This is a genomic window from Corynebacterium sp. HMSC072D12, assembly GCF_001813925.1.
Taxonomy (GTDB): Bacteria; Actinomycetota; Actinomycetes; order Mycobacteriales; family Mycobacteriaceae; genus Corynebacterium; species Corynebacterium aurimucosum.
Map to the genome: position 1 here is coordinate 12,909 of NZ_KV814416.1, position 23,776 is coordinate 36,684.

Below are 23,776 nucleotides of genomic sequence, written 5' to 3' on the forward strand. Positions count from 1 at the left end.
AGCGAAGCGCTCACGCTAGAAGTCCTGTGGACGCGGAATGTTGCGCAGGTTGGACTTCGCCATGGAGAGCATCTGGCCCACGCCGCCACCGAAGACGGTGCGGGTTGCTGCCTTGGAGAAGCCGAGCAGCTGCTCGAAGGTGAGTGTCGGCGGCAGGGAGAGGGCGTTCGGGTCCGTGACGACGTCGATAAGCGCAGGGCCGTCGTAGGCCAAGGCCTCCTTGATAAGGCGCGGCGCGTCCTTCGGATCCTCGATGCGGAAGTGCTTGATGCCTGCGCCTTCCGCGATCTTGGCGTAGTTCACGTGCTCGTGGTCGGTCTCATGCTCCGGCAGGCCCTGGACCAGCATCTCCAGCTTGACCATGCCGAGGGAAGAGTTGTTGAACACGAACATCTTCACCGGCAGGTTGTGCAGCTTCACCGTGAGCAGCTCGCCCATGAGCATGGAGAGCCCGCCGTCACCGGAGAAGGTGATGACCTGGCGGTCTGGGTGCGCCGCCTGCGCACCGATGGCCATCGGCAGCGCGTTGGCCATAGTGCCGTGACGGAAGGAGCCAATCTGCTCGCGCTTGCCATTCGCAGTGATGTAGCGCGCGCCCCAGACATTGCACATGCCGGTATCGACGGTGAAGATAGCGTCTTCATCGGCCTGCTGGTCAATGAGGTCTGCGATGTACTCCGGGTGGATTGGCGTGTGCTTCTCCACGCCAGAGGTGTAGGCCTCAACGACGTGGTGCAGCTTGTCGTAGTGATTCTTGAGCATCTTGTCGAGGAAGGAGCGGTCCTTCTTTTCATCGACGTGCGGCAGGATGTTCTCAATGGTGGCGGCGACATCACCCGTCACCGGGTACTTAATGCGGGTCCGGCGACCGATGTGGGAGCCATCGATATCGACCTGGGCCACGTTGGCATCCGGCAGGAAGTCGTTATAGGGGAAGTCCGTGCCCAGCAGGATAAGCAAGTCCGCCTCATGGGTAGCCTCGTGGGCTGCGCCATAGCCGAGCAGTCCGGACATGCCGACGTCGAAGGGGTTGTCGTACTGGATGTACATCTTGCCACCCAGGGCGTGGCCGATGGGAGCCTTGATCTTCTCGGCCAACGCAAGAACCTGCTCGCGCGCATCCTTGACGCCGGCACCGACGAAGAGAGCGACGTTCTTAGCCTCATTAATGGCCTGGGTCAGCGCAGCGGCCTCTGCCGGGTCTGGGTAGACAACCGGGCGGCCGGAGGAAATAACGGAGGAGGTGAAGGTGTCCTCTTCCGCCTCTTGAGTGGAGACATCGCCCGGAATGACGAGGACGGACACGCCCTTGCCGGCCATGGTGCTCTGGATGGCATGGTGCAGAACCACGCCTCCCTGCTCAGCAGAGTTGACCATCTCGCAGTAGCCGGAGCACTCCTGGAAGATGGCCTCCGGGTGGGTTTCCTGGAAGAACTTCGAGCCGATCTGGCGGGAAGGAATGTGGCTAGCTAGGGCGAGGACCTTGGCGCCGTTGCGGTGGGCGTCGTAAAGCCCCTGAATAAGGTGCGTATTGCCCGGACCGCAGGAGGCGGCGCACACGGCAAGGTTGCCAGTGGTGAGGGAATCGGCCTCAGCGGCGAAAGCCGCGGCCTCTTCGTTACGGACGTGAACCCACTCGATGGAGGATTGACGCACCGCATCCACGATGGGGTTGAGGGAATCACCAACGAGACCATAGATGCGCTTGACCCCTTGGGCTTCCAGAGTTTCCACGAGCTGCGTGGCGTAATTGCGTGCCATGTTGTACCTCTCTAACTTTTATCGCTAACGGCCCCCAGTGTCCCCGCGCCGGGCACATTTCGCCACCTTAAAGCTGCCTTCTCACGTAGTAGAGGCTTTGTGACTTCGACAACAAACACGCTTCTTGAGCTTTGAAACTGTAACGACCGTTCGCTATAGTTTCGCAGCATGACAGATGCACGAACGGAAACCTCGGCAGAGATGCTTCGGACCTCAGCGACCCGCCGGTGGACCTTCTTTGGCGTGGTCTCTTTAGGCCTGCTCATGATCGGCTTGGATAACTCAATCCTCTACACAGCCCTGCCGGAGCTCTCCGAGCAGCTCCACGCCACTTCGCTGCAGCAACTATGGATCATCAACGCCTATGCACTCATGCTTGCCGGTCTCCTGCTGGGCACCGGAACTCTGGGCGATAAAATTGGCCACCGCCGCATGTTCGTCATCGGCCTGTGGATTTTCGGCATCGCGTCTCTGACCGCAGCGCTAGCGCCCGGCGCGTGGGAGCTCGTCGCTGCCCGCGCCTTCTTGGGTCTTGGCGCCTCCATCATGATGCCCGCTACCCTGGCTCTGATTCGTCTGACCTTTGAAGATGAGATTGAGCGCAACACGGCCATCGGCATTTGGGGCTCCATTGCCGTCGTTGGCGCGGCCGCAGGCCCCACGGTGGGCGGCTTTTTGCTTGAGCACTTCTGGTGGGGATCGGTCTTTTTGGTCAACGTGCCCATCGTGATCATCGCCCTCATCCTCACTGCCTTCCTCGCCCCACCGAACGTGGCGAACCCAGCGAAGCATTGGGATTTCTTGTCTTCCCTTTACGCACTGATCACGCTGGCCTCTCTAGTGCTCGTCATCAAGTCCGTAGCCAGCTCCCACCTCAACGCCATGCTTATTGGTGGCGCGCTGGCCGCCTGCCTCATAGGCGCTGTCCTCTTTACACGCCGCCAGCACACACTGGAAGAGCCGCTTCTCACCTTCGATATCTTCCGCTCGCCCATCTTCAGCGGCGGCGTGTTGGCCGCAGCCGGCGCCATGTTTGGCATGGCCGGGCTGGAAATGACCACCACGCAGAAGCTGCAGTTGGTGGACCTCTACTCCCCACTGCACGCTGGGCTCATCATTTCCCTCATCGCGCTGGCCGCGCTGCCGATGTCCGCGCTGGGCGGGGCTAACCTGCACCGCTGGGGCTTCTTGCCCATCATCGCCGGCGGCTTCCTCGCTATGGCAGCGGGCATTGGCTGCGTGGTGTGGGGCGGCACGCACGACGTGTTCCCCGCATACCTGGTTGGCCTGTTCATCACCGGCCTCGGCGCGGGGTTCGTGATGTCGGTATCCTCCACCGCCATCATCGGCGCCGCGCCTGCCTCGCGTTCCGGTATGGCCGCGGGTGTGGAGGAAGTTTCCTATGAATTCGGCACGCTGCTGTCCATTGCGGTCACCGGTTCGGTGCTGCCCATGCTCTATAAGAGCGGGCTGCCAGAGGACATCCGGGACCTAGGCATGGATGCACTCCACGACCCCGCGCTCGCGGAGGCCGCCGGCCCCGCATACACCGATGCTTACTTGGCCACCGCCGCCGGACTTGGCGTAGTCATGCTCATTTTTGCTGCGGTCACCGGCTGGTGCTTCCGCAGCAACCCAACCTCCGGAGGTGCCGATGCCACGCATTAGTAAAAAGGTTGAGGCGCTCGAAAAGGCGCTCGCCATCATCGAGAAGGATGGCGTTCACGCCCTCACCTACGATTCCCTGGCCACTGCCACGGGCATGAGTAAGTCGGGGCTCATCTACCACTTTCCTACCCGGCACGAGCTGCTCATTGATTGCCATAAGCTGTGCGCGGAGCGCTGGGAGGAAGAGCTCATCGGTCTCTCCGGTGGCAAAACGGCGGAGCAGTTGAGTCCTCGCCAGCGCTACCGCGCCACCTTGGAGTCGATGGGCAAGAATGACCCGCTCATTGAATTGCTCATGTCCATCCACTCGCAGTCCCATCCGGACTTCCAAAAGGTGTGGAGGGACGTCGATGGGCGCTGGCTGCCTGATCCTGCCGCGGAGGATGAATCCGTCGTGCTGGCATCAATCATCGCAGACGGCCTGTGGGTGCACGATCACCTCACCGACCGCCCCCTGCCGCCGCAGAGACGCCGCGCGCTTATCGACGTCGCCTTAGGCCACCTCGCCGAATAACCCCCAGAATGAAAAAAGGGCCTTGAAAAGGCCCTTTTGAGCTGGAGACGAGACTTGAACTCGCAACCTACGCTTACGTTTTTGCGATATTGACTAGAACGCGGAGTGTTGAGGTTTCCTGTCGTTACTGGCAGACGAGTTAATGATTCCTAACACACTCGAACATTCCCGATGTTTTCACTGACTATTTGGACACTTTTTGGACACTCTTAGAACGCATCCGTGTAGTCAGGTAGTACCGAAGGCCGCGCCAGATAGGACTGTTCCGTGACGCTCGTTGAGGAGTGTCCTAGGTACCTCGACGCCGCCATCACTCCATGCTTCTCCTCAATCCGAGTCGCTGCAGTCTTCCTGAAATCATGAGCGTGAATATCTAAGTCGCCCCGCGCCTTCTTGAGGTCTCCTGACACATTGGGAACTGTCCTATACGTACCGTTACGAGTGGGAAACACTATCTCACCAAAGTAGGGCCGGTACTCCTTGGCCCACTGTCGTTCTAGCGCCTGGAGCGCGCACTTCTTCACTGGGATAGTGCGCCGTGAGGTTTCGGTCTTGGGGAACGACTTACGCCCGCCCTTGTTGTCGACCGTGCCCCTGATAGTCAGCATCCCAGCATCAAGGTCTACGTCTTTCCAGCGAAGCGCTAAGACCTCTCCAATCCGCATCCCGCTACCTCGGAGCACATCAACGATCTCTAGAAGAGACTCACCGCGCTTGGTTCCCGAGGTGTTGCCGCCACACCACTTCTCGACGGCATCGCGATACTCTTGAGCCTCTTCGTCTGTCAGAACGCGAACCTCGTTGCGTCGCTTCTTCTTGAGCTTCGTGTCACGTACTGGGTTTCGTGGCATCACTCCCCACCGAACCGCCAAGCCACATGCACTACCTAGCGCAGCCCGCGCAGTTCGTGCTGTACCTGGAGTTAGAGACCCGAGGAAGTGCTGTGCTCGTTGTGCCGTGAACTCGTTGAGGCGCAGGTTTCCGATACCGGGATTAATGTGCATGTCGATGCACTTTTGATAGGTCTCCTTGGAGGATTCCGTGACGTCGTGTTGTGCTATCCAGAGCTTCATGAGCGACGAGAGTGTTGAGGTGACGCGAAGCTCGTCATTGTCGTCGCCCTGGAGCCTGGCAGTACATCGTTCCTTGAGCGCTTGTTCTGCCTTGGTTGGTGTCTTTCCGGTGGCCCTAACGCGCACTGTCTTGCCGTTGAAGAGTCTCAATCTTGTTGAGGCTTGGTACATCCCGTTCGGCAGTTGCTTCGGTTTAGAGATAGCGCCGTAGGTGCCTGGTGGGGTTGCTGGCCTACCGCGTGCCATCGTTACGCGTCGTTTCTTCAAACTCTCCAGAGCCTCCAAGCTTCGACTCTAGCCTTCGCGCATCTTCTACAAATGCCGAATCATGTTTTAAGAGAGCACGGAAAGAACGATGCGATTCCCGAGTGATCGCTTGCAATTCCTCATTGTCATCACTTTCTGCCACATAGTCCTCGCGATATTTTTCCGTGCATACTTCATGCCAAGCAGCCCATGCGCCCAACTCCAACCCCAGCGAGTAGCGACGAGAGTAATAAGTCTTCAAGTCAGCTTGAATTTCGGTATACGAATGTCCAATTGGAGCTTCGATAAAGGCGTTAATGGGGACGTCAAAAAAGTCAGCAAAGTACATCGCCTCATCGACTTTCATTGGCTGCTCCCCTTCTTCAATTCGTCTCAGGGAGGTCGAATGGAGAGTTAAACCATTCTTTTCTTTAAGCCCATCAATTAGTGCCTGCCTGGACATATTGGCCGCCGTACGCAGCGCTTTCAGGTTTATGGCTGCGTAAGATTTATCCACCATCGAGGTACACCTTTCCAAATAGTGTCAAATTGTGTTGCACACGTTGATAAGTGGTGTTAGTGTCAGATTGTGTAACACAGCTTGATAGTTCATTTCATACTGTGTTGACATCCTAACCGCTACTGACACTAGGAGATCGAAATGGACATACTTCCTCCATCTCTTTCCGTATCCCAAGCACTTCTCTTCCTCGGCAACGTAAGCAAGAGCACGTTCTACGCTTCGATCCGAAACAACACGTTCCCGTCCCGTGTTCTTCACATCAACAACCGCATCGTCATTCCAACAATGCCTCTTCTTGAGGCTGTCGGTATGCCCGCCGATAAAGCCCTCGAATTGCTCAACCAAGCCGTTGCCAACGCCGAGAAGGACGCAGCATGAGTGATCGAATTGAAGTGAAGGTCACTCAGAGCATTCGCCCGACTGTAAATGACGAATTGCTTCTCGCCGGCACCCGCGCAGAAATCAGCGCCGAAGTGCTCAGCAACTTTCCCGAAGCCTTCGCCGTGGCTGAGTCTCCCGAGCACCACCAGGAGCATGAGGAACCAGCACTACCGGCCAAGCCCCTCGACGAACACACCGAAGAACCAGAGGTTCAACGACCGGCCAAGGCCGCAAGCATCACTGAGTGGCGCAAGTTCGCTGAAAGCCTAGGCATCGTCACAACAGGCCTGGCCAAGAAAGACATCATCGCCGCTACTCAATCCGATTAGGAGGAATCATCATGAAGAAATACCACGCCGAAGACTCACTGGCTTATCTCGCTGACAGTGTGCTCGCTTCGCTCGACGCCGCTAACACAGAGATTCAGGACATCAACGGTCGCTGTCCTGAGTTCGACGAGCTGCCTGACAACCTGCAGAACGCGATCTACATCCTCGACGGTATCCGCGACGCCGTCCGCAAGGAGGCTATGTATCACAACGTGCACCGCGCCACTCACTACAGCAACGGCCTTCCGGTTCGCTTGCACTACAAGGGCGAAGTCGTTACCGACCCCGAAGGCGTGCGTTACCGCCCGGACAACATCACCACGATGCACCCGAACGGCACACCTGACGCCACCATCCCGAACCAGAACACCGCCGCATAAGGAGGCCAACCAAAGTGACCATCAAAAATGAGAAGACCCTCGCTGGTGCTGCGAACACCAACGAGGGAAAGAACGAGGTTGATATGAACTCGAATACACATGAGTCTAGCAGCATTGAGCTTCGCCGGGCTATCCACAAGGTTGAGGCCGCTATCACCAACAACAACTGGAAACTCCAGCGCATCGACGAGAAAGCAATCAACGCCACCCCGGAGGAGTACCGCGAACTCGACGAGCAGTTTGGAGAAATCCAGAAGCTCAACACCGCGCTGATTAAGAAGCTTCGTGCTCTCGTTGAAGAGTGCTACGAAGCCACTCAACGAGAGTGGCGCGCCGCGAAGAAGCGCCGGGAAGAAGCGGAGCGTCACGAAGCCCGCAAGCATGAGGAAATCATTCGTGTGACCGGACAGAACGACTTGTTTCCGACTGACCTGCAATACGAACTTGTAGACCGCTACCGCGAAGGCGGCGATTACATGACCATCCTGGACGCGATGAAGGCCGTCGACGACCTGGACTTAGAGCGCGCTGGCCTCACGTCTTGGGGAGAAGGTGACGACGAATGATCGTTAACGCTGACGCGCTTCTCTCAGTAGCGGATCTCCTTCTCGTTGCTGACGCCGAAGACCTACTCCAACACCTCGACCTCCCCAACCCCCTCGCAGCATAAGGAGCACACTGTGACCAAATACCAGCTCAAGGAACTTGACTATTCAGCGCACGCAGACGACTTCGATTCCGACGACCCTAACGTCAGAACTTTTCAGGTCATCTACCACGGAATGACAATCGGAATCTTCATCAAGTACCCCAACGCAGTGCTGAGTGGACAGTTTGACTACCTCGCCGCACCACCGCGACAAATGGTGTCTTTCAGACCCGGCGATGGAGATTGGCACGTCAAAGAGCTTTCAGGTGAGGACTTCTACGTCTTCTCAACTGAGCTTGAGGCATGTGACTACCTCAACGACTGCTATCAGTCCTACCTCGACCTAATCGCAAGCTAGCCCAACCCAATTAGCCCTACTGGCAGGCGCCAGCGTTCGAGCCGCTGGAGGGCACCAGGCCCACACACAGTGTCAACGATGTGGGCACCCCGACAAATGCAACTCCATTTCGTCTCTCCTCCTGTCACCCCATGAAAGAAAGATTCTCGAAGTGCATAGCGCTGACAACTCTTATCAACGATTCATTGAAGCCGTAGAACGAAGCGGCCTGAATTACCGCGAACTTGAATCCGGTAAACGCGCCCAGGTGCAAACACCCGGCCACAGTGACCAAGACCGAGGAACGAGCATCACTTACAACGGGAACCAACTTCTTGTCTACTGCCACAATGGCGACACTGACGAAGTTCTCGACGCCCTGGGAATGACCACACGAGATCTCTTCGATAGCCCGAAGGGTGTTCGCTATGACTATGGTGATGGTCGCTTCGTGCACCGCTCGCCAGAGAAGTTGTTTAAACAGTCTGGCAACACGAAGGGCACGAACCTTTACGGCCTGGCCTCGTTGGCCACACCTGGCCCGGTCTACGTAGTGGAAGGCGAGAAGGACGCCACCACCGCCGCTACCGTGTGGCAAGCCGCCGCCGTATCCCAAGCACAAGGCGCAAGCACTAGCCCCGCTAAGGCCGACTGGACGCCGCTTAAAGGCCGTGAGGTCATCATCGTTGCCGACAAGGACAGCCAAGGCGAGAAGCGCGCCTACAACGTTCTAACCCACCTCACCGGCATGGAGTCCCGCCCCGAATCTGTGCGTATCGTTCACGCCGCCGAAGGTAAGGATCTCTCCGACCATATCGCCGCCGGGCACACCTCCGACGACCTCGTTGCGGTTGGTGAGAAGGTTGGTCGCCGCCGCGTGAAGCTCGTCAAAGCTAGCAGCGTGAAAACCGAGAAAGTTGATTGGCTCATTCCTGAGTGGATTCCCGCCAACATGCTTACTCTTCTCGCAGGGCGTGAAGGTATCGGAAAATCAACTATCGCATGTAGTTGGGTAGCTGAGTTCAGCCGCGCTGGCATGAAATGCGCCTACCTCAACTCCGAAGATTCCCGCTCCTTCACCGTTAAACCTCGTCTGCAGGCTGCAGGGGCCAACCTCGACAACGTCTTCTTTATCGACGTGGAAACAGAGACCGGGGCCGAAGGTCACCTCCGCCTACCTCAGGACACCGACCTTCTCTTTCGTGAGCTTTCCGACCAGGGCGTGAAGTTCGTCATCCTCGACGCCGCGAAGTCATCAATGGATCCGAAACTCGACGGCTACAAGGATGACCATGTTCGCCAGTTCCTTGAACCGCTCGCAGCTGGCGCGGACAAGTACGCCATCACCATTGTTGGGCTGGCGCACTTCGGCAAAAAAGAAGGCAGCGACACGGGTCGACTTCTTCTAGGTTCCATCGCCTGGAGTCAGATTGCCCGTAGTGTACTCGCCGCCGCCATAGACAACGATGGCAGGCTTATCGTCACCAATACGAAAGCCAACCTAGCCCGTGGCATTGTTTCGCGCGAAGCGTCCATCGTGTCCCGCCCAGTTCAGCTCGACGGTGGAGAACTCACCGAGCTTGGTGTCATCGAGTGGGGCGAGTTCACTGACACGCCCGCCACTGAGCTTCTTGAACGAAACGACAGTGACGAGACCCCTGACGACCGCACTGACGCCGAAGTGTGGCTAGAAGATTACCTCACCGAACGCGGCCCTACCCCGCGTGCCGAAGTTCTGAAAGCCGCGAAGAAAGCCGACGTAGCAGCAGAGCGCACCATCAAACGAGCCTTCAAGAATCTTGGTGGCAAGTCCGATAAGGCGGGGTTCCCAAGGGTAGCAACTTGGTCGCTGCCCAGTCGGGACAGTCGGGCCAACGCCTCCCTAGGGGTAAATAATCGTGGCCCAACTGGCCCAACTGGCGATATGCAGGCAAAACACAATGGCCCAACTGGGCAAAAATCACAGTCGGGCCACGGGCCACACACTGGCCCAACTGGAGAACTTTTCACCCTCAACACGCCTCAAGAAGACGACCTTGAGGCCACTGTCCTCGACGCCCTCGACACCACCCGAGGACAGTCCACCGACCAAATTCAGAAACACCTCACCAAGCAACAGCTCGACCAAGCGGGCGACTTCTACACCATCATCGAACGCCTTCAGATGAAGGGACTTATCCGCATCAACGAGCGCGGCCTGTACGTACGCAAGGAGACAGCATGAGAACACGATTCAGAGCACCAGGCCTCACGTGGCGAACCGGGAAACTCAGCATCAACGACGTCAGAGACGACAAGCGGCACCGCTGCATGAGCTTCATCATCACCACGCACGATGGGAAATCAATTGCGTTCGAAATCAAGGACAAAGACATCTATCGCTTCGCTGACAGCATCGTCGACCACATTGAAGCATTCGAAATGGGAAAGAAGGCCCAACAATGAGTAAGCCGTTCTTCATCTCAGGAGACTTCATGATTCTTGGCTACAGCGACGCCCGCCGCCTGTCCACCGCTGTTCTTGCCGCCGCTGACCTAGCTCAACGGCACGGGGCGAACCTCAACCCGAAGATTCTTCACCTAGCGGCCCAGATTCATTCCGCAACAGGACATTCGGAACCAGTACGCCCCACCTTCGAAGACACTGCAGAGTATGAGCAAATCACCACAGCTAGCGCCGCCGAAATCCTCGGGTGCTCAGAACGCAACGTTCGCCGCCTGGCGCAACGAGGCAGACTCCCCGGAGTTCGAAACGGCAAACCTTGGTACTTCAACCGCGAAGACGTTGAGGCCTATCGCGACTACAGGTGACGTGCTCACAACCAACAACAACTATGAAGGGAGACTCATGTCTTACTCAATCCCGCTGGACTTTCGGCAAATCATGAATTGCTGCCCAGTTGACCGAAACCTCAAGCCCGCCGACGGCGTCAACCGCGAAGTCACGTTCACCGTCGCCCCGCACATCGTTGACTCGCCGTCAGTTCCCGCCTACTCGAATCCGTCCTACCTGGCGACCTGGCTTCTCGGGTACTGGGCAGGCCAAGACGAGGCGACCAACAACACCGAAGGAGATAAGTAAATGAGTTTCTACCCTGCACGCGCAGACTACAACGATGGCGTTATCAGCATTGATGAAGCGCTTGCCAACCCAACGGTAATCGCATCACGGGTGGCTGAAATTGCCTCCGCCAACCTTCTCGTTGACACCATCTTCTCCAACGACGCTGGCCCGGTTGAAGGTGGCACTGTCATCTACTCCAAGACCACCGAGAAGAACTTCTACACCGACAACGACGTCACCGCCCGCCAACCCGGCGACGAGTACGCCATCGTCTACCGTGAGCGCCCCGAAGCTGAACTCGCCCGCGTAGAAGACTACGGTGGCAAGTTCGCTATCTCCGACGAGGCCCGCAAACGTAACCTCACCGTCGACTTCGACAACGACGTCACCGCACTGTCCAACACAATTCGCCGCAAGCTCAATCAGCGCGCCATGGAAACCATCGCCGCCGCTGACGAATCTGGCGAAACCAACTCCATCGCCCATACCGGCACCAAGTGGAGTGACCTTGTTCTCGAAGGCGACCCGGCGACCATCACCGCCCCGAACGAGCGCCCCACCTCGTCTATCGCTGACGCCTTCGCCATCGCAGAGACCAAGGAGCTGGGCATCACCTACTCGAAGATGTTGGTCAACCCGCTCACCAAGTCCCGAATCCTCGCAGCATACGGCCCCAACATGAAGGCCATGCTCGACACCTTCGGACTGGAACTTATCTCGTCGAACTACGTCCCGAAGGAGAAGACCTACCTCGTCGACCCCGGTAAGGCAGGCTTCGTGCGCTACGAAGAATCACTCACCGTGACCACCTGGCGCGACGAACACCACCGCCAAACCTGGGTACAGGGCTACGCCATGCCAGTCATGGGCATCACCCTTCCCGCCGCCATCGCAACCATCACCAACGTCTAGGAGGCCACGATGTACACCAACCAAATGAAAGAACGCTTCAATCCCGGAACCGACCTCACCGCCAACGTCGACGAGGCCGTCACTGGTAAGACCTTCCTCGGCTACGCCGCCGCCATGAAGAACGGACTCATCACCGTCGCCCCGGCCAAGCCTGGCGAAGCCGTCGCCGGTGTATGCAAGTACGACGCCAAGCCCGGCGACCTCGTAGGAGTCGCACGCGGATCCGGCCGCATCGTCACCGTCACCGCCGCCGCAGCTCTTACCGCTGGTGCCGCCGTATCCGTAGGAGCCAACGGCAAGGCCGCCCCGGCTGGCGACGGCATCACTGTTGGTTGGGCTGTCGACGACGCTGACGAAGGCGACGACGCCCTCATTAGCCTGGCTCACTAGCCCCAAGGAGTGGACAGCAAGATGAACGAGATACTTATCTACGACGTCATCGGAGAAGGCGACAGCACCGCACACAGTGTCCGCAAGCAACTGTCCACCATGACCGGCAAGGTCACTGTCCGAATCTCAAGCCCAGGAGGCGACGCCTACCAAGGAGTCGCCATCATGAACGCCCTGAGAAACTACCCCGGCCACGTGACCACCATCGTCGACGGAGTCGCCGCCAGCGCCGCAAGCTACATCGCTATCGGTGGCGGCAACACCGTACTCATGGCACCCAACAGCGAACTCATGATTCATGAAGCTTTCCGCACTGCTAACGGCAATGCCACGCAGCTAGAGAAGCTCGCCGCTGACCTCGACCGCGTATCGGCAAACATCGCCTCAATCTACGCAGAGAAAGCCGGTGGCACCCTCGACCAGTGGCGAGCACTCATGAGGGAAGAAACATGGTTCAGTGCTCGCGAAGCTGTTGAAGCTGGACTCGCTAACGGCATCAACCAACACGCAACACCCGTCGCTCACAACGACGCGAAGGTCTACGCCCTGGCGCAGAACTACCGATACACAGGTCGCGACAACGCGCCCAAACCAAACCTGACACAACTCCGAAGGAGCCGAACAATGGGAATCTTCGATAACTTTTCCCGCAACGAAACCACGCCCGAGACTACAGCGCCGTCGTTTGAAGAAGGACAGTGGGAAGAACTCGCCAGCCTACTCAACCTTGACGTTGAGTCAGCCACCATCAACGACGTCATCACCACCATCAAGGACATCATCGCCGCCGGTAAGAAGCTCTCCGAAAGCACTCAAGAAGAAGCGGCCCTAAACATCCTCAACCACGCCGCCGAAGCACCCGTCACCGTCGACCGACGAGTCTGGCGAGAGATGCAAGAAGCGATCCATCGTGGTGTGACAGCACGCGACCAAGACGACCGCCTGGCCGCTGAACAAGTCGTTAACCAAGCAATCCGAATCGGCAAGGTCTCACCCACCCAACGAGAAGACTGGATTAAAAGCTACCTCAACGACCCCGATAACACGGTTCGCGCCATAAACCGGCGTGAGGAAATCCCCCGCGTTGAGACTGGTCATGGCCGCTCACCTGACTGGGAGAACAACGACACTCCGCAAGGTTGGGTTCGCTAACGACAGTCACCTTCCCTGAGCTCTCGCGCCTCACCGGCACGGGAGCTCTTTTTAATCCCCTGCGCCCCGCGACCGACAGAACGACACCACCGCGGCGTTTATTTGGAAATAGACCGGGTGGCCAGAATCTTAGGCCGTATCCCCAGCGTGCCCCTACCCTCATGACGCCGAGCACGAGGATTTTTTACACACAGGCCAAAAGTTTGCGTGACCTCGTTGAACACAGTCACAGGAAGGTGGGCTAGTGAAGGGCAGGGAATCTTTCCCACCCCTACCCGCTGGCACCGCCGGAAGGCGTTGTTGCTCCCCTCGTGTACAGGTCGGGGGATTATAGGAAACGGCACCCTGGGGGATGCCCTCCCCGCCTCGATGTGGTGGGCCGGAAGGCATAGGGGCCGGGCCTGTGTACGAGTTCCAGCATTCCGGTGCCGCCTGTTTTCTTAAGCGGGTTGGTCACCTGACTCCCCGCCCCGTTCGCCTGAGTCAGCGCGTCTCTCTCCGCACACTGTTGACAGATTTTCAGGAGCCATTGAGTGTGAGATATTTCTTGGACATTTTTTGGACACTTTGAGAAAAATACTCAAGTGTTACTCTTCCATAAATCGCTCTTGAGCTGGGACTATTTGAGCTGGAGACGAGACTTGAACTCGCAACCTACGCATTACAAGTGCGTTGCGCTACCAATTGCGCCACTCCAGCACCGCGGCTCATCCGCTAGGGGAATCGTACCTGAGCCCACCCCATACAGAGAAAGTCAGGGTGCTTGCGCTGCGAAAAAGTGAACGTAAAAGCCGCGAAAAGCACTGGCAGGTGCATAAATCGACGGCAGTTACTAAAGTGCTGACTTACCGAACCCAGAAGTGTTGTTGAGGTCTATCTTTTCCGTGTCTGTTCTTTCTTCCTTGCGCCAGCGCCTGCTGTACCGTTCGGCCTCCGTCGCCACCATCGACGCTGCAAAGGCCGCACCACCGCCCTCCCCTCTAGCCCCTGTCGATCTCACCGATCCGGCCCAGGTCACAGGCGTCATGGAAATCGCCGCACGCGTTGGTGAAATCCTCATTGCGGCGGGCTCAGCCAATACCGACGTGCAAGCGCAGATTCACCTCGTCGCTTCCTCCTATGGTCTGCACTACTGCCACGTGTCGATTCTGATGAACACCATCACCATCCACACCTCCATCGGCACCGGACCGGAGCGGCACAACCTCCATGTCTTCCGCGTGGCACCGAGCATCGCCGTGGACTTCACTAAACTCTCCGCCGTCGACCGGCTCATCCGCTCCATCCACTCCGGTGCTACCCCGCCGGCAATGGCGGAGAAAATCCTGGATGACATCGACGCGATGAAGAACCCTTATTCCAAGACCACCATCGTCAGCGCGTGGGGTGCCATGGGTGGATTCATCGCCGTGATGCTGGGCGGCGACCTTCTCGTCGGGGTTGTCACCTTCCTCATTTCGGCACTCATTATGGGCACGAACATGTTCCTGGCGGACTATCGCTTGCCGCCCTTTTATCAGAACCTCGTCGGCGGCCTACTCGCCGTTGTCCCCGCGGCCATCCTCTACAACATCTTCGCGGGATTTGGCATCCAGATGCTACCTTCCCAAATCATCGGTTCCGGAATCATCATCCTGGTGGCGGGCCTGACCTTGGTGCAGTGTTTGGTGGACGGGATCACCCGCGCGCCCGTGACCTCCTCCGCCAAGTTCTTTGAGGCTTTGATGTCCACCGGCGCTATCATCGCCGGCGTCGGTCTAGGTATCCAGGTGGCTTCGTGGTTGGGCTTCAGCCTGCCGCCACTGGCGACACTCGCCCCGCCCGTCTATCACCAGATCCCCCTTCTGGTGCTGTGCGGTGGAATCGGTTCTGCCGCCTTCGCACTAGCGCTGGGAGCGTCGTGGTCCGAGGTCACCATCTCCGGGCTCACCGCAGCCGCCGGTATGATTTTCTACTATTTCCTCGTCGTCTTATTAGGCGTTGGAGCTGTCGTCGCCTCTGGCATTTCGGCCGTGGCGGTCGGCCTCGCCGGTGGTCTCCTCTCCCGCCGCTACATGATGCCGCCGCTCATCACCATGATCGTGGGCTATACCCCCATGCTGCCGGGTCTGACTTTGTACCGCGGCATGTACGCCATGCTCAACGAACAGCTCATTACCGGCCTGACCAACCTGGCCAGCGCCCTCGCCATTTCCGGTGCACTAGCCGCTGGCGTGGTCTTCGGCGAGCGAGTGGCCCGCCGCCTGCGCCGCCCGCAATACTTCCGGCCTTATAACTCGATCAAGCGCTTGGGCACGTTCTCCTTCTCGCGTGCCACCCGCTTGGCCCAGCGCGCCCGCATTCCGCGCGTTCCCCTATCGCCCTTCGCTCCGCGTCACAACCTGCCAGCCCCACCGCCGCAGTTCGGCCCCAAACCGCCGACGCCTGCACAGCAGGCGCGCTTCCAGCAGGGCGATGCCGTCACGGACATGTGGCCCGTCACCACGCAATTTCCAGCGCAGCGCCCCACCTACACAGTGCCCGGCAAAGATGACCCGAGCGCCCCAACGGACTCGCAATAGCGTAGAATAGCCGGTCTGAAAGCTTTCACACTTCATCCCAGGAGGACTCCGTGCCACCAAAGGTCACAGATACTCAGCCCGCCGCTGATCAGACTCATGCAGTAGAGGAAGAGACCGCCCGCGCCGCGCGTCGCGTCGTCGCCACCTATGCGGAGGATTTCCTCGACGGCGTGACCCTCATGTCGATGCTGGGCGTCGAACCAGAAGGCTTAGTCCACCGCAAGGTTTTGGCTGAGCAAGCCGATGCCGCTCCGAAGAAGAGCAGCAAGAAGGCCTCCAAGAAGTCCACCAAGAAGACGACAAAGAAGGCTACGAAGAAAGCCACCAAGAAGGCCACTAAGAAGTCGAGCAAAAAAGCTACCAAGAAGGCAACTAAAAAGGCCACGAAGAAGGCCTAGTTATGTCCGGGCGCAGCAATAGCTTCGTAGTCGTGGCCAACCGGCTGCCGGTGGACCTCGAAACCGCCGCCGACGGCACCCGTGAGTGGAAGGCCTCCCCGGGCGGCCTCGTCACCGCGCTCTCCCCTGTCCTAGAAGAGCACCAGGGCTGCTGGGTGGGCTGGCCGGGCGTGGCCGACGAAGCCCCCGAGCCTTTCACCACCGACAACGGCGTTCTGCTTCACCCGGTACGCCTCACGAATGAGGATTTTGAGGCCTTTTACGAGGGTTTTTCCAACGCCACCCTGTGGCCGCTCTATCACGATCTCATCGTCACCCCCATCTATAACCGCGATTGGTGGGACACCTACCGCGAGGTCAACCTGCGCTTTGCCAACGAGGTAGCGGCCGTCGCTGCGGAGAATGCCACGGTGTGGGTGCAGGACTATCAGCTGCAGCTGGTGCCTGGCATCCTGCGCCAACTGCGCCCCGATCTCACTATCGGTTTCTTCCTCCACATCCCCTTCCCTTCCCCGGATCTCTTCCGCCAGTTGCCGTGGCGTGAAGAGTTGGTGCGGGGGCTTCTCGACGCCAACCTGATCGGCTTCCACCTCGAATCCAACGCCCGCAACTTCGTGGAGCTGGCTCGCACCCAGGGCCTCACAGTAGAAGGTGAGGTCAGCACCCGCGAGGTGACCGCCCGCATCGTGACGAATAGCGGTCATTCCGTCGGGGTCGGCGCCTTTCCCATCTCCATTGCAGCGAGTGAGTTCGCTGAGGGTGGCGATGCAGAGGACGTCGCCCAGCTCCGCGCTGAGTTGGGCAACCCCGCACACGTCATTTTGGGGGTCGACCGCTTGGATTACACGAAGGGCATCCTGCAGCGCCTCACTGCCTTCGAGGAACTCCTCGAGACCGGGGCGCTGGACCCGGACGAGGTGACCTTCGTCCAACTAGCTACTCCCTCGCGCGAGCGCATCGATCACTACCGCGCCACGCGCTCGAAGGTGGAGGAAGCCGTGGGCCGCATCAATGGACGCTTTGGGCGCTTAGGAGCACCCGTGGTGCATTACCAGCACAGCTCAGTCCCGAAAGACGTACTACGGCGCTACTACCGGCTCGCAGACATCATGCTGGTCACACCATTCAAGGACGGTATGAATCTGGTGGCCAAGGAATACGTGGCTTCCCACAGCGATGGCTCCGGCGCGCTCGTGCTCTCCGAATTCGCGGGCGCTGCAGCAGAGCTTACCCAAGCCAACCTGTGCAATCCCTTCGACATCGAGTCCATCAAACGTGCTCTACTCTCCGCGGTCAAGGCACTGGAGGAATCTCCTGATACCATGCGCGAGCGCATGATTGCGATGAACGAGCAGGTGCGTCAGCACGATATCGCACTGTGGTCGCAGTCCTTCCTCGGCGCACTGAACCAGGAGGAAGCATGATGCGGCGCCGGCCCGCCGCAGCGCTCACCGCTGTGCTCGGCACGGCGCTGCTCACGCTTGGTCTGAGCGGGTGTGGCTCCGCCGAGGAGGAGCCTGCGCCGCGCGGCGATGAGCGCATCCTGGACAAGGATTGGCAGGTCATTAACCTCTATACATCTCCGGATGCTCCTTCCTCCCTGCCCGCCGATACTGCACACGTGCCGCACATGAGCTTCGGTGAACACACCGCTGTGGGCTCGACCGGCTGTGTTTCCTTCACTGCCGAGGTTTCCTTCCACAAGGATGACAAGGCCTCCACCATCTGGGAGGGCGACGTGATGCGGGTGGAGAAAGCCACTTATGAGAGCCCGCCGCGCAGTGCTGACTGCGAGGGCTCGATACAGTGGGCCGATTCACTCATGCGCAACCTCATTGCTGAGGGCCATGAATTCGATTTCGGGCTTAACCCGAACAACCAGCTGGTGTTGACGCTGCGCACTGACAAGGTGGACTCACCGATCATCCGGATGGCCTCGCTGTAGCCCTGAAGTTTCCAGCGCTAGGGTGGGAAGCATGATTGATGCTCTCGCCTCCGCAGAACACCTCGCGGTTGTTTCCGATTTTGATGGCACCTTAGCGGGCTTCGCACGCAACGCGTATGACGTAAAGCCGGAGCAGCGCTCGCTCGACGCCCTGGCCACCCTAGCGGAGCTCCCGAACACCACCGCCGCGGTGCTCTCCGGCCGGCACCTCGAGGGCCTAAAACAGGTATGCCCGCTGCGCGAACCGGTACTTTTGGGCGGTTCGCATGGCGCCGAGTCCTCGTGGGAGGATTCCGCCCTCACTCCGGAGATGGAAGCTCACCTGGCGAAGAAAGAAGCAGAGCTCAGAGAAATCATCGCGCGCCACCCCGGCGCGGAACTGGAGGTCAAACCCTTCCAGCGCGTGCTGCACCTGCGGACACTAGAATTGCAGGATCCTGACGCGGCGGCCGCGGCGTATGCAGAAGGCGAGGCTCTCAGCGCCGATGGTTTCCCCAAGACAGCGGGCAAGTGCGTCGTCGAGTTTTCTGCTACACAGGCCACGAAAGGCACGTGGCTTGAGAAGCTTCGCCAGCGCGTCGGCGCCACGGCAGTGGTCTTCTTGGGGGATGACACCACCGATGAAGACGGCTTCGCCCTGCTCAACCAACCGCCGGACCTCGGCGTCAAGGTCGGTGAGGGCGCAACGCAAGCGGCGCTGCGCGTGCCCGATATCGCGGCGGTGACGGAGTTCCTCGAAGAACTCGCCGCCGCCCGCGCGCAGCACAGCGCTTAAGCCCCAGCCGGGGCCACGGTCCGCCCGGGATGGAAGGTGGTCTCCAACAACGCGCGCGGCACCTCTCCGCGCCCATCGATGAGGCTGGCCAGCATGCGCCCCGCCGCCGCTCCCTTCTCCTTATTCGGCTGCACGACGGTGCTCAGCCCCAGCGCCAAGGCGGGCGCAATGCCGTCGAAGCCGGTAACAGAAAGCTGCTCGGGAACCGCGATTCCATGATCGCGTGCATACGCGATTACACCGAGCGCCATCGAGTCCGTCGTACACAACACCGCGGTGAGATCCGGGTGCCTAGTCAGCAATTCCTCTGCGGCCGCATAAGCGGTGCGTGAATCATTGATGTGGCGCGTCACCACGGGGATGCTTGCGGGATCGAGTCCCGCGTCTGCAAAGACATCGAGCGCACCCAATACACGTGAGCGTTGCACGTGCATATCCGCCGCAGCCAGCTGCGCAGCCGTCACTTCACCATCGAGGCGCTCGCGATATAGGCGGATGGCAAGGATGCCGATGCGGGTATGGGAGGCGTCGACAAGCGCCTGCGCCGCCGGGGCAATCGCGGCGCGGTCATCGATACCCACGAAGGGCAGGCCCGAATCCGTGGGCTGGTCACACACCACCACCGGCAGGCCACGGCGCCGCACGGCGTCAAGGTAAGCATCACCCGCCGCTACGGAATAGACCACAAATCCATCAACCGCCGCCGACCCTACGAGCTGCGCTGCCTGGGCGTCATTGGGAGCACCGACGGTATCTGGACCGGCCGGGATGAGAGTCAACGTCGTGCTCGCCCCCGCCGAGGCCTCCGCCATGCCGGCGAGGAAATCTACCGAGGCCATGTCCTCGAAAGCATAGGACAGGTGCTCAGTAAGCAGGACGCCCAGCGACCCCTGGCGGCGCGTGCGCAGGCTGCGCGCGGTGGGATCCGGGCCTGTGTAGCCACGCTCAGCCGCCGCGGCGAGGATGCGCTCCCGAGTGGCAGGCGCCAGCTGGTCTGGGCGGTTATACGCGTTGGACACCGTGGTGGGCGAAACCCCGAGTTCGGCGGCCAGGGAGGCCAGCGTCGTACTGCGTTTGGACATGACGGTAAGACTACCCGTTTTCAACTTATTATCATTTGACAACAATTTTCACTAAAGCGTAGAAATAGGGACATGACCACTTCCCTCTCACGCCGCGCTTTCCGACGTCCCACCGCCCTCCTCTTCGCTGCCACGCTGGGCGCCGCCTCGCTGAGCGCCTGTTCTTCCAGCGGCGATAACGCCGATGGCGGCTCGGATGCCGGTTCCGATAAGGAGACCATTCAGGTCGTCGCCTCGACCTCCATCTGGGCTGATGTGGCCCAGGCGGTCGTCAACACCGCGCAGACCGACGTCAATATCGACGTCCACGCCATCGTGAGCGGCAACAGCGTGGACCCACACCACTTCGAGCCCACCGCCGCGGATATCGCCCGCGCCGACGAGGCCGACGTCATCATCGCCGGTGGCGGCGGCTACGACGCCTGGCTTTACCAGGCCGTCAAGAACCAAGACCAGATCATTCACGCCTTGCCGCTCACCGCGCACGATCATGGCGAGGAACACGACCACGCGCATGATGAGCATGGTCATGACCACCATGACCATGGAGAAGGTCATGACCATGACCACGCTCACGAAGGCGAAACCGTGACCATGGACGAGGCCAGGAAGATTGCCGCCGAGCACCCCGAGCAGGTCACCAACATCGATGGCAACGAGCACGTGTGGTACGACTCCGCCGCCATCGAGAAGGTGGCGACGGAGGTCGCCACCCTCGTTAACGAGGCCAACCCAGAAGCCAAGGCGACCGCCGACCCACTCGTGGAACGTGTGGAAGGACTGAAGGCACGCATCGAGAAGCTCCCGCAGCGCAACTACGCGCAGACCGAGCCCATCGCGGACTACATCTTCAAGTACACCGATAGCACCGACGCCACCCCGGAGGGCTACCGCAAGGCCACCGTCGCTGAGGGCGAGCCCACCGCCGCCGACCTGGCCCGCTTCCTCGAGGACATCAAGCAGGACAAGATCGACCTGCTCATCTTCAACCCGCAGACCGAAACTGACATGACCAAGCGCATCCGCGCCGCCGCCGAGGATAAGAACATCCCGGTGGTAGAGATTGGTGAAACCCCACCAGAAGACACCAACTTCCTTGACTACTACGAGGAAGTCGTCAACGCACTCGAGGCTGTGTAAGTGCTCATTTCTTTCAAGAATGCCGCAGTAGAACCACTGTGGTCGGACATGAACCTCGCCGTAGACCGCGGCGAGTTCATCGCCGTTTTGGGCCCCAACGGCGTGGGCAAGTCCACGCTGCTGGGAACAATCTTGGGTACCCGCCAGCTCACCGCGGGCAGCGTCGACGTCAACTGCCGCGTGGGCTTTATCCCACAGCAAAGAATGTTCCCCCAGGACCTGCCCCTGCGCGCCCGGGATCTCGTGTCACTGTCCCTCGCCCATGGCGTGCTCCGGAAGCGAAAGCCGGCGCGGGGGCGTATCGACGAACTCCTCGCCGAAGTTGGCGCCACCGGCATCGCTGACCGCCGCGTGGGCCAGCTCTCCGGTGGACAGCAACAGCTCATCCGCCAAGCCCAGGCCCTAGCCAACGATCCAGAGCTCATCCTCGCAGACGAGCCGCTGTTGTCTTTGGATCCAGCGCGGCAGCAGGCGACCGTCGAGAAGCTCAATGCGTGGCGCCACGAGCGCGGCACCTCCGTACTCTTCGTTACCCATGGCATAAACCCGGTGCTGGGCGTGGTGGATAAAGTGCTCTACCTCGCGCCCAATGGCCACACGTTCGGTTCAGTCGATGAGGTCATGCGCTCCGAGGTCCTCTCGGAACTGTATGGCTCCTCCGTGACTGTTCTCAACGTCGATGGGAGGCTCATCGTTGTCTAAATTCATCGAAGATACCCAGTACCTGCTGGGCGTTGATTTTGTGCAATCCTCGCTCATCGCCTGCGCGCTGCTCGGAATCCTTTCCGGAGTGATGACCTCACTTATCGTCCTGCGCCACATGTCCTTCTCTGTGCACGCCACCTCTGAGCTCGCGCTCATGGGCGCGGCCGCAGCGTTGCTGTTCGGTCTCAACATCGGCTTCGGTGCGATTGCCGGTGCTATCGTGGCCGCCATCATCCTGGCGGTGCTGGGACTGAAAGGCCAACAAGACAGCGCTATCGGCGTGGTCATGAGTTTCGGCCTGGGTCTCTCGGTGCTTTTCTTACACCTCTACCCCGGCAACGCCAAGACCGCAATGACGCTGCTGACGGGACAGATCGTCGGTGTCTCCTCCGCGTCGGTGTGGCTGCTCGCCGCAACCACCGCCATCATCGTCGCCGTGGTGGCGCTCTTCTGGCGCCCCCTGCTTTTCGCTTCCGCGGACCCCGTCATGGCCCAAGCCGCCGGCGTGCCGGTGAAGTCTCTAGCGGTGTGTTTCGCCATCCTCGTGGGCCTGACGGCCGCGCAATCCGTACAGATCGTCGGTTCCCTGCTCGTCATGGCGCTGCTCATCACCCCAGGCGCAGCGGCGGTACAGATTACCTCCTCCCCGCTGCGCGCGGTGGTGTGGTCCACCATCTTCGCGGAGGTCTCCGCCGTGGGCGGCCTGGTCCTCTCCCTGGCGCCGGGCCTGCCCGTCTCGGTCTTCGTCACGAGCATCTCTTTTGTTATTTACCTGGTCTGCCGCGGCATCGGCTGGGCTCGCAGCCGCAAGGCCGTCCGCGACGACGTCGCCGCCCGCCGCGCCTCCCAGGAACACTTCCGCGCCGCCACCGATCGCGCCGACGCCGAGACACACCACACCTCGACGCACGATGAGCACTGCGCGCATCAGGATTAGGCTAGATGCGTGACTTTGGAACGCCGTAGCCTCGAATTACAAGACCGCACCCGCACGTACCTCGTGTACCGCCCGAATGATGACGTCGAGCGCCAGAGAGACCTCCTCCTGTTCTTCCACGGCTCCCTGCAATCCGCGAACGTCATCCGCCGCTTCACTAACGGCACGTTCGATGACCTCGCCACCCGCCACGGCATGCTTGCGGTCTACCCCACCGGCGTGGAACAGCACTTTAACGATGCCCGCGCCACCCTGCCCGTCGCCGCGCGCGAGCTGGGCATCGATGACGTCGCCTTCACGCGCGCCATCCTCGACGAGCTGCGCGCGGAGCAGGAGATTGGCCGCGTGTTCCTCTGCGGCTTCTCCAACGGCGGGCAGATGGTTATCCGCTTGCTCTTCGACGCCCCCGGGCTTGCCGATGCCGCCTGCGTCTTCGCCTCCACTCTCGGCGCCGGCGCCAACCATGCGCCCACCAATCCGGACTCGGCGTACCAACCCACCCCGGTCATGTTCGTCCACGGCACGGGCGACCGGCTCGCGCCCTATACGGGCGGAACGGCGGGCATTGACCCGAAGCGCACCCGCGGTGCCGTCACCGGCGCGCAGGAGAACGCCGCACGCTTCGCGGAGCTCAACCATGCCGCCGGCCCAGAGCGCACCCACCTTTTCCCCGACACCGTTGTCGACCGCTGGGAGCCGGCAGACGCCACCGGCGCGCCGGTCGAGCTCGTGAGCGTCGAGGGCATGGGCCACGTCATCCCGTCGGGCAACGAGCTGGACCCACGCCTGGGTAAAAACACGGATTCCTTCATCGCTGCCGAGCTCGTGGAGGAATTCTTCGGGCTCTAGACTGCA

27 protein-coding genes and 1 tRNA gene are annotated in these 23,776 nt (G+C 60.0%); 23 read left to right on the forward strand and 5 right to left on the reverse strand.

The features are described from left to right. Positions 1-15: 15 nt before the first annotated feature. Positions 16-1,761: a pyruvate dehydrogenase gene (locus HMPREF2943_RS10435; RefSeq protein ID WP_070711533.1), complete on the reverse strand. Its 1,746-nt coding sequence runs from the start codon at positions 1,759-1,761 to the stop codon at positions 16-18. A 168-nt stretch (positions 1,762-1,929) separates the two neighbouring features. Between HMPREF2943_RS10435 and HMPREF2943_RS10440 the strand changes: the two genes are divergently transcribed. Both HMPREF2943_RS10440 and HMPREF2943_RS10445 read left to right on the forward strand, forming a co-directional pair. Further along, positions 1,930-3,429, forward strand: coding sequence for an MFS transporter (locus tag HMPREF2943_RS10440; protein WP_070711534.1), 1,500 nt, complete (start codon positions 1,930-1,932; stop codon positions 3,427-3,429). Beyond that, on the forward strand, positions 3,416-3,943 hold the full coding sequence (locus HMPREF2943_RS10445; RefSeq protein WP_070446013.1) for a TetR/AcrR family transcriptional regulator: 528 nt from the start codon (positions 3,416-3,418) through the stop codon (positions 3,941-3,943). The genes HMPREF2943_RS10440 and HMPREF2943_RS10445 overlap by 14 nt, the downstream gene beginning before the upstream one ends. 209 nt (positions 3,944-4,152) lie before the next feature. On the opposite strand, the gene HMPREF2943_RS10450 is transcribed toward HMPREF2943_RS10445, so the two are convergent. Both HMPREF2943_RS10450 and HMPREF2943_RS10455 read right to left on the reverse strand, forming a co-directional pair. Then, a complete protein-coding gene (locus HMPREF2943_RS10450) occupies positions 4,153-5,301 on the reverse strand; it encodes a tyrosine-type recombinase/integrase (protein ID WP_168166190.1) in 1,149 nt (382 codons plus the stop codon). Beyond that, positions 5,249-5,782, reverse strand: a complete 534-nt coding sequence (locus HMPREF2943_RS10455; RefSeq protein ID WP_070711536.1) for a helix-turn-helix domain-containing protein — start codon at positions 5,780-5,782, stop codon at positions 5,249-5,251. Before HMPREF2943_RS10455 ends, HMPREF2943_RS10450 begins: the two co-directional genes overlap by 53 nt. A gap of 141 nt (positions 5,783-5,923) precedes the next feature. Here HMPREF2943_RS10455 and HMPREF2943_RS10460 point away from each other — a divergent pair, with 141 nt between their 5' ends. From HMPREF2943_RS10460 to HMPREF2943_RS10520, 12 genes are all read left to right on the forward strand, one after another. Then, positions 5,924-6,163: a hypothetical protein gene (locus tag HMPREF2943_RS10460; RefSeq protein WP_070711537.1), complete on the forward strand. Its 240-nt coding sequence runs from the start codon at positions 5,924-5,926 to the stop codon at positions 6,161-6,163. Then, positions 6,160-6,495, forward strand: coding sequence for a hypothetical protein (locus HMPREF2943_RS10465; RefSeq protein WP_070711538.1), 336 nt, complete (start codon positions 6,160-6,162; stop codon positions 6,493-6,495). The genes HMPREF2943_RS10460 and HMPREF2943_RS10465 overlap by 4 nt, the downstream gene beginning before the upstream one ends. An 11-nt stretch (positions 6,496-6,506) precedes the next feature. After that, positions 6,507-6,875: a hypothetical protein gene (locus tag HMPREF2943_RS10470; protein WP_070711539.1), complete on the forward strand. Its 369-nt coding sequence runs from the start codon at positions 6,507-6,509 to the stop codon at positions 6,873-6,875. A gap of 14 nt (positions 6,876-6,889) precedes the next feature. Then, a complete protein-coding gene (locus HMPREF2943_RS10475) occupies positions 6,890-7,441 on the forward strand; it encodes a hypothetical protein (RefSeq protein WP_070711540.1) in 552 nt (183 codons plus the stop codon). Positions 7,442-7,555: 114 nt separating this feature from the next. Beyond that, positions 7,556-7,882 carry a hypothetical protein gene (locus HMPREF2943_RS10480; protein ID WP_039673388.1) on the forward strand — a complete coding sequence of 109 codons (327 nt, stop codon included), beginning with the start codon at positions 7,556-7,558 and terminating at the stop codon, positions 7,880-7,882. A 151-nt stretch (positions 7,883-8,033) separates the two neighbouring features. Then, positions 8,034-10,085, forward strand: coding sequence for an AAA family ATPase (locus HMPREF2943_RS10490; protein WP_083315677.1), 2,052 nt, complete (start codon positions 8,034-8,036; stop codon positions 10,083-10,085). Then, positions 10,082-10,306: a hypothetical protein gene (locus HMPREF2943_RS10495; RefSeq protein WP_070711543.1), complete on the forward strand. Its 225-nt coding sequence runs from the start codon at positions 10,082-10,084 to the stop codon at positions 10,304-10,306. Before HMPREF2943_RS10490 ends, HMPREF2943_RS10495 begins: the two co-directional genes overlap by 4 nt. Continuing rightward, complete coding sequence (locus tag HMPREF2943_RS10500) at positions 10,303-10,671, forward strand: helix-turn-helix domain-containing protein (RefSeq protein ID WP_070711544.1); 369 nt, start codon at positions 10,303-10,305, stop codon at positions 10,669-10,671. Before HMPREF2943_RS10495 ends, HMPREF2943_RS10500 begins: the two co-directional genes overlap by 4 nt. 37 nt (positions 10,672-10,708) lie before the next feature. Continuing rightward, positions 10,709-10,942: a hypothetical protein gene (locus HMPREF2943_RS10505; protein WP_039673396.1), complete on the forward strand. Its 234-nt coding sequence runs from the start codon at positions 10,709-10,711 to the stop codon at positions 10,940-10,942. After that, positions 10,943-11,836 (forward strand): major capsid protein, encoded by an 894-nt coding sequence (locus HMPREF2943_RS10510; protein ID WP_070711545.1) that lies wholly within the window; start codon positions 10,943-10,945, stop codon positions 11,834-11,836. A 9-nt stretch (positions 11,837-11,845) separates the two neighbouring features. Beyond that, positions 11,846-12,226 (forward strand): capsid cement protein, encoded by a 381-nt coding sequence (locus HMPREF2943_RS10515; protein WP_070711546.1) that lies wholly within the window; start codon positions 11,846-11,848, stop codon positions 12,224-12,226. Between the two features lie 21 nt (positions 12,227-12,247). Next, positions 12,248-13,378 carry a head maturation protease, ClpP-related gene (locus tag HMPREF2943_RS10520; protein ID WP_070711547.1) on the forward strand — a complete coding sequence of 377 codons (1,131 nt, stop codon included), beginning with the start codon at positions 12,248-12,250 and terminating at the stop codon, positions 13,376-13,378. Between the two features lie 626 nt (positions 13,379-14,004). On the opposite strand, the gene HMPREF2943_RS10525 is transcribed toward HMPREF2943_RS10520, so the two are convergent. Next, positions 14,005-14,077, reverse strand: a tRNA-Thr gene (locus tag HMPREF2943_RS10525). Positions 14,078-14,262: 185 nt separating this feature from the next. On the opposite strand from HMPREF2943_RS10525, the gene HMPREF2943_RS10530 reads away from it, so the two are divergent. The 5 genes from HMPREF2943_RS10530 to otsB are packed head-to-tail and all read left to right on the forward strand — an operon-like array spanning position 14,263 to position 19,057. Continuing rightward, positions 14,263-15,939, forward strand: coding sequence for a threonine/serine exporter ThrE (locus HMPREF2943_RS10530; RefSeq protein WP_070446073.1), 1,677 nt, complete (start codon positions 14,263-14,265; stop codon positions 15,937-15,939). A 50-nt stretch (positions 15,940-15,989) separates the two neighbouring features. Beyond that, positions 15,990-16,337 (forward strand): hypothetical protein, encoded by a 348-nt coding sequence (locus HMPREF2943_RS10535; protein ID WP_070711548.1) that lies wholly within the window; start codon positions 15,990-15,992, stop codon positions 16,335-16,337. Between the two features lie 2 nt (positions 16,338-16,339). Continuing rightward, positions 16,340-17,761, forward strand: a complete 1,422-nt coding sequence (locus HMPREF2943_RS10540; RefSeq protein WP_070711549.1) for an alpha,alpha-trehalose-phosphate synthase (UDP-forming) — start codon at positions 16,340-16,342, stop codon at positions 17,759-17,761. Continuing rightward, the gene (locus tag HMPREF2943_RS10545; RefSeq protein ID WP_070446002.1) at positions 17,758-18,282 is read left to right on the forward strand and encodes a hypothetical protein; all 525 of its coding nucleotides are present in this window, start codon (positions 17,758-17,760) and stop codon (positions 18,280-18,282) included. Before HMPREF2943_RS10540 ends, HMPREF2943_RS10545 begins: the two co-directional genes overlap by 4 nt. A gap of 31 nt (positions 18,283-18,313) precedes the next feature. Beyond that, on the forward strand, positions 18,314-19,057 hold the full coding sequence (otsB, locus tag HMPREF2943_RS10550) for a trehalose-phosphatase (protein ID WP_070445997.1): 744 nt from the start codon (positions 18,314-18,316) through the stop codon (positions 19,055-19,057). On the opposite strand, the gene HMPREF2943_RS10555 is transcribed toward otsB, so the two are convergent. Further along, the gene (locus HMPREF2943_RS10555) at positions 19,054-20,139 is read right to left on the reverse strand and encodes a LacI family DNA-binding transcriptional regulator (RefSeq protein WP_070711550.1); all 1,086 of its coding nucleotides are present in this window, start codon (positions 20,137-20,139) and stop codon (positions 19,054-19,056) included. The two genes, otsB and HMPREF2943_RS10555, sit on opposite strands and share 4 nt — an antisense overlap. A gap of 72 nt (positions 20,140-20,211) precedes the next feature. On the opposite strand from HMPREF2943_RS10555, the gene HMPREF2943_RS10560 reads away from it, so the two are divergent. From HMPREF2943_RS10560 to HMPREF2943_RS10575, 4 genes are read left to right on the forward strand one after another with little or no spacing between them, the layout of a single operon-like run. After that, positions 20,212-21,279 (forward strand): metal ABC transporter solute-binding protein, Zn/Mn family, encoded by a 1,068-nt coding sequence (locus HMPREF2943_RS10560; protein ID WP_070711551.1) that lies wholly within the window; start codon positions 20,212-20,214, stop codon positions 21,277-21,279. Further along, on the forward strand, positions 21,280-21,981 hold the full coding sequence (locus HMPREF2943_RS10565; RefSeq protein WP_070711552.1) for a metal ABC transporter ATP-binding protein: 702 nt from the start codon (positions 21,280-21,282) through the stop codon (positions 21,979-21,981). It abuts the gene before it with no gap. Next, positions 21,959-22,921 (forward strand): metal ABC transporter permease, encoded by a 963-nt coding sequence (locus HMPREF2943_RS10570; RefSeq protein ID WP_198531109.1) that lies wholly within the window; start codon positions 21,959-21,961, stop codon positions 22,919-22,921. Before HMPREF2943_RS10565 ends, HMPREF2943_RS10570 begins: the two co-directional genes overlap by 23 nt. A 9-nt stretch (positions 22,922-22,930) precedes the next feature. Continuing rightward, positions 22,931-23,770, forward strand: coding sequence for a CE1 family esterase (locus tag HMPREF2943_RS10575; RefSeq protein WP_070524571.1), 840 nt, complete (start codon positions 22,931-22,933; stop codon positions 23,768-23,770). The last annotated feature ends 6 nt before the right edge of the window (positions 23,771-23,776 follow it).

Coding starts and splice junctions, on each gene's coding strand:
- HMPREF2943_RS10455 (WP_070711536.1), bottom strand. CDS start 5,782: ATGGTGGATAAATCTTACGCAGCCATAAACCTGAAAGCGCTGCGTACG.
- HMPREF2943_RS10440 (WP_070711534.1), top strand. CDS start 1,930: ATGACAGATGCACGAACGGAAACCTCGGCAGAGATGCTTCGGACCTCA.
- HMPREF2943_RS10495 (WP_070711543.1), top strand. CDS start 10,082: ATGAGAACACGATTCAGAGCACCAGGCCTCACGTGGCGAACCGGGAAA.
- HMPREF2943_RS10555 (WP_070711550.1), bottom strand. CDS start 20,139: ATGTCCAAACGCAGTACGACGCTGGCCTCCCTGGCCGCCGAACTCGGG.
- HMPREF2943_RS10570 (WP_198531109.1), top strand. CDS start 21,959: ATGGGAGGCTCATCGTTGTCTAAATTCATCGAAGATACCCAGTACCTG.
- HMPREF2943_RS10500 (WP_070711544.1), top strand. CDS start 10,303: ATGAGTAAGCCGTTCTTCATCTCAGGAGACTTCATGATTCTTGGCTAC.
- HMPREF2943_RS10560 (WP_070711551.1), top strand. CDS start 20,212: ATGACCACTTCCCTCTCACGCCGCGCTTTCCGACGTCCCACCGCCCTC.
- HMPREF2943_RS10460 (WP_070711537.1), top strand. CDS start 5,924: ATGGACATACTTCCTCCATCTCTTTCCGTATCCCAAGCACTTCTCTTC.
- HMPREF2943_RS10505 (WP_039673396.1), top strand. CDS start 10,709: ATGTCTTACTCAATCCCGCTGGACTTTCGGCAAATCATGAATTGCTGC.
- HMPREF2943_RS10465 (WP_070711538.1), top strand. CDS start 6,160: ATGAGTGATCGAATTGAAGTGAAGGTCACTCAGAGCATTCGCCCGACT.
- HMPREF2943_RS10435 (WP_070711533.1), bottom strand. CDS start 1,761: ATGGCACGCAATTACGCCACGCAGCTCGTGGAAACTCTGGAAGCCCAA.
- HMPREF2943_RS10540 (WP_070711549.1), top strand. CDS start 16,340: ATGTCCGGGCGCAGCAATAGCTTCGTAGTCGTGGCCAACCGGCTGCCG.
- otsB (WP_070445997.1), top strand. CDS start 18,314: ATGATTGATGCTCTCGCCTCCGCAGAACACCTCGCGGTTGTTTCCGAT.
- HMPREF2943_RS10520 (WP_070711547.1), top strand. CDS start 12,248: ATGAACGAGATACTTATCTACGACGTCATCGGAGAAGGCGACAGCACC.
- HMPREF2943_RS10545 (WP_070446002.1), top strand. CDS start 17,758: ATGATGCGGCGCCGGCCCGCCGCAGCGCTCACCGCTGTGCTCGGCACG.
- HMPREF2943_RS10510 (WP_070711545.1), top strand. CDS start 10,943: ATGAGTTTCTACCCTGCACGCGCAGACTACAACGATGGCGTTATCAGC.
- HMPREF2943_RS10515 (WP_070711546.1), top strand. CDS start 11,846: ATGTACACCAACCAAATGAAAGAACGCTTCAATCCCGGAACCGACCTC.
- HMPREF2943_RS10470 (WP_070711539.1), top strand. CDS start 6,507: ATGAAGAAATACCACGCCGAAGACTCACTGGCTTATCTCGCTGACAGT.
- HMPREF2943_RS10445 (WP_070446013.1), top strand. CDS start 3,416: ATGCCACGCATTAGTAAAAAGGTTGAGGCGCTCGAAAAGGCGCTCGCC.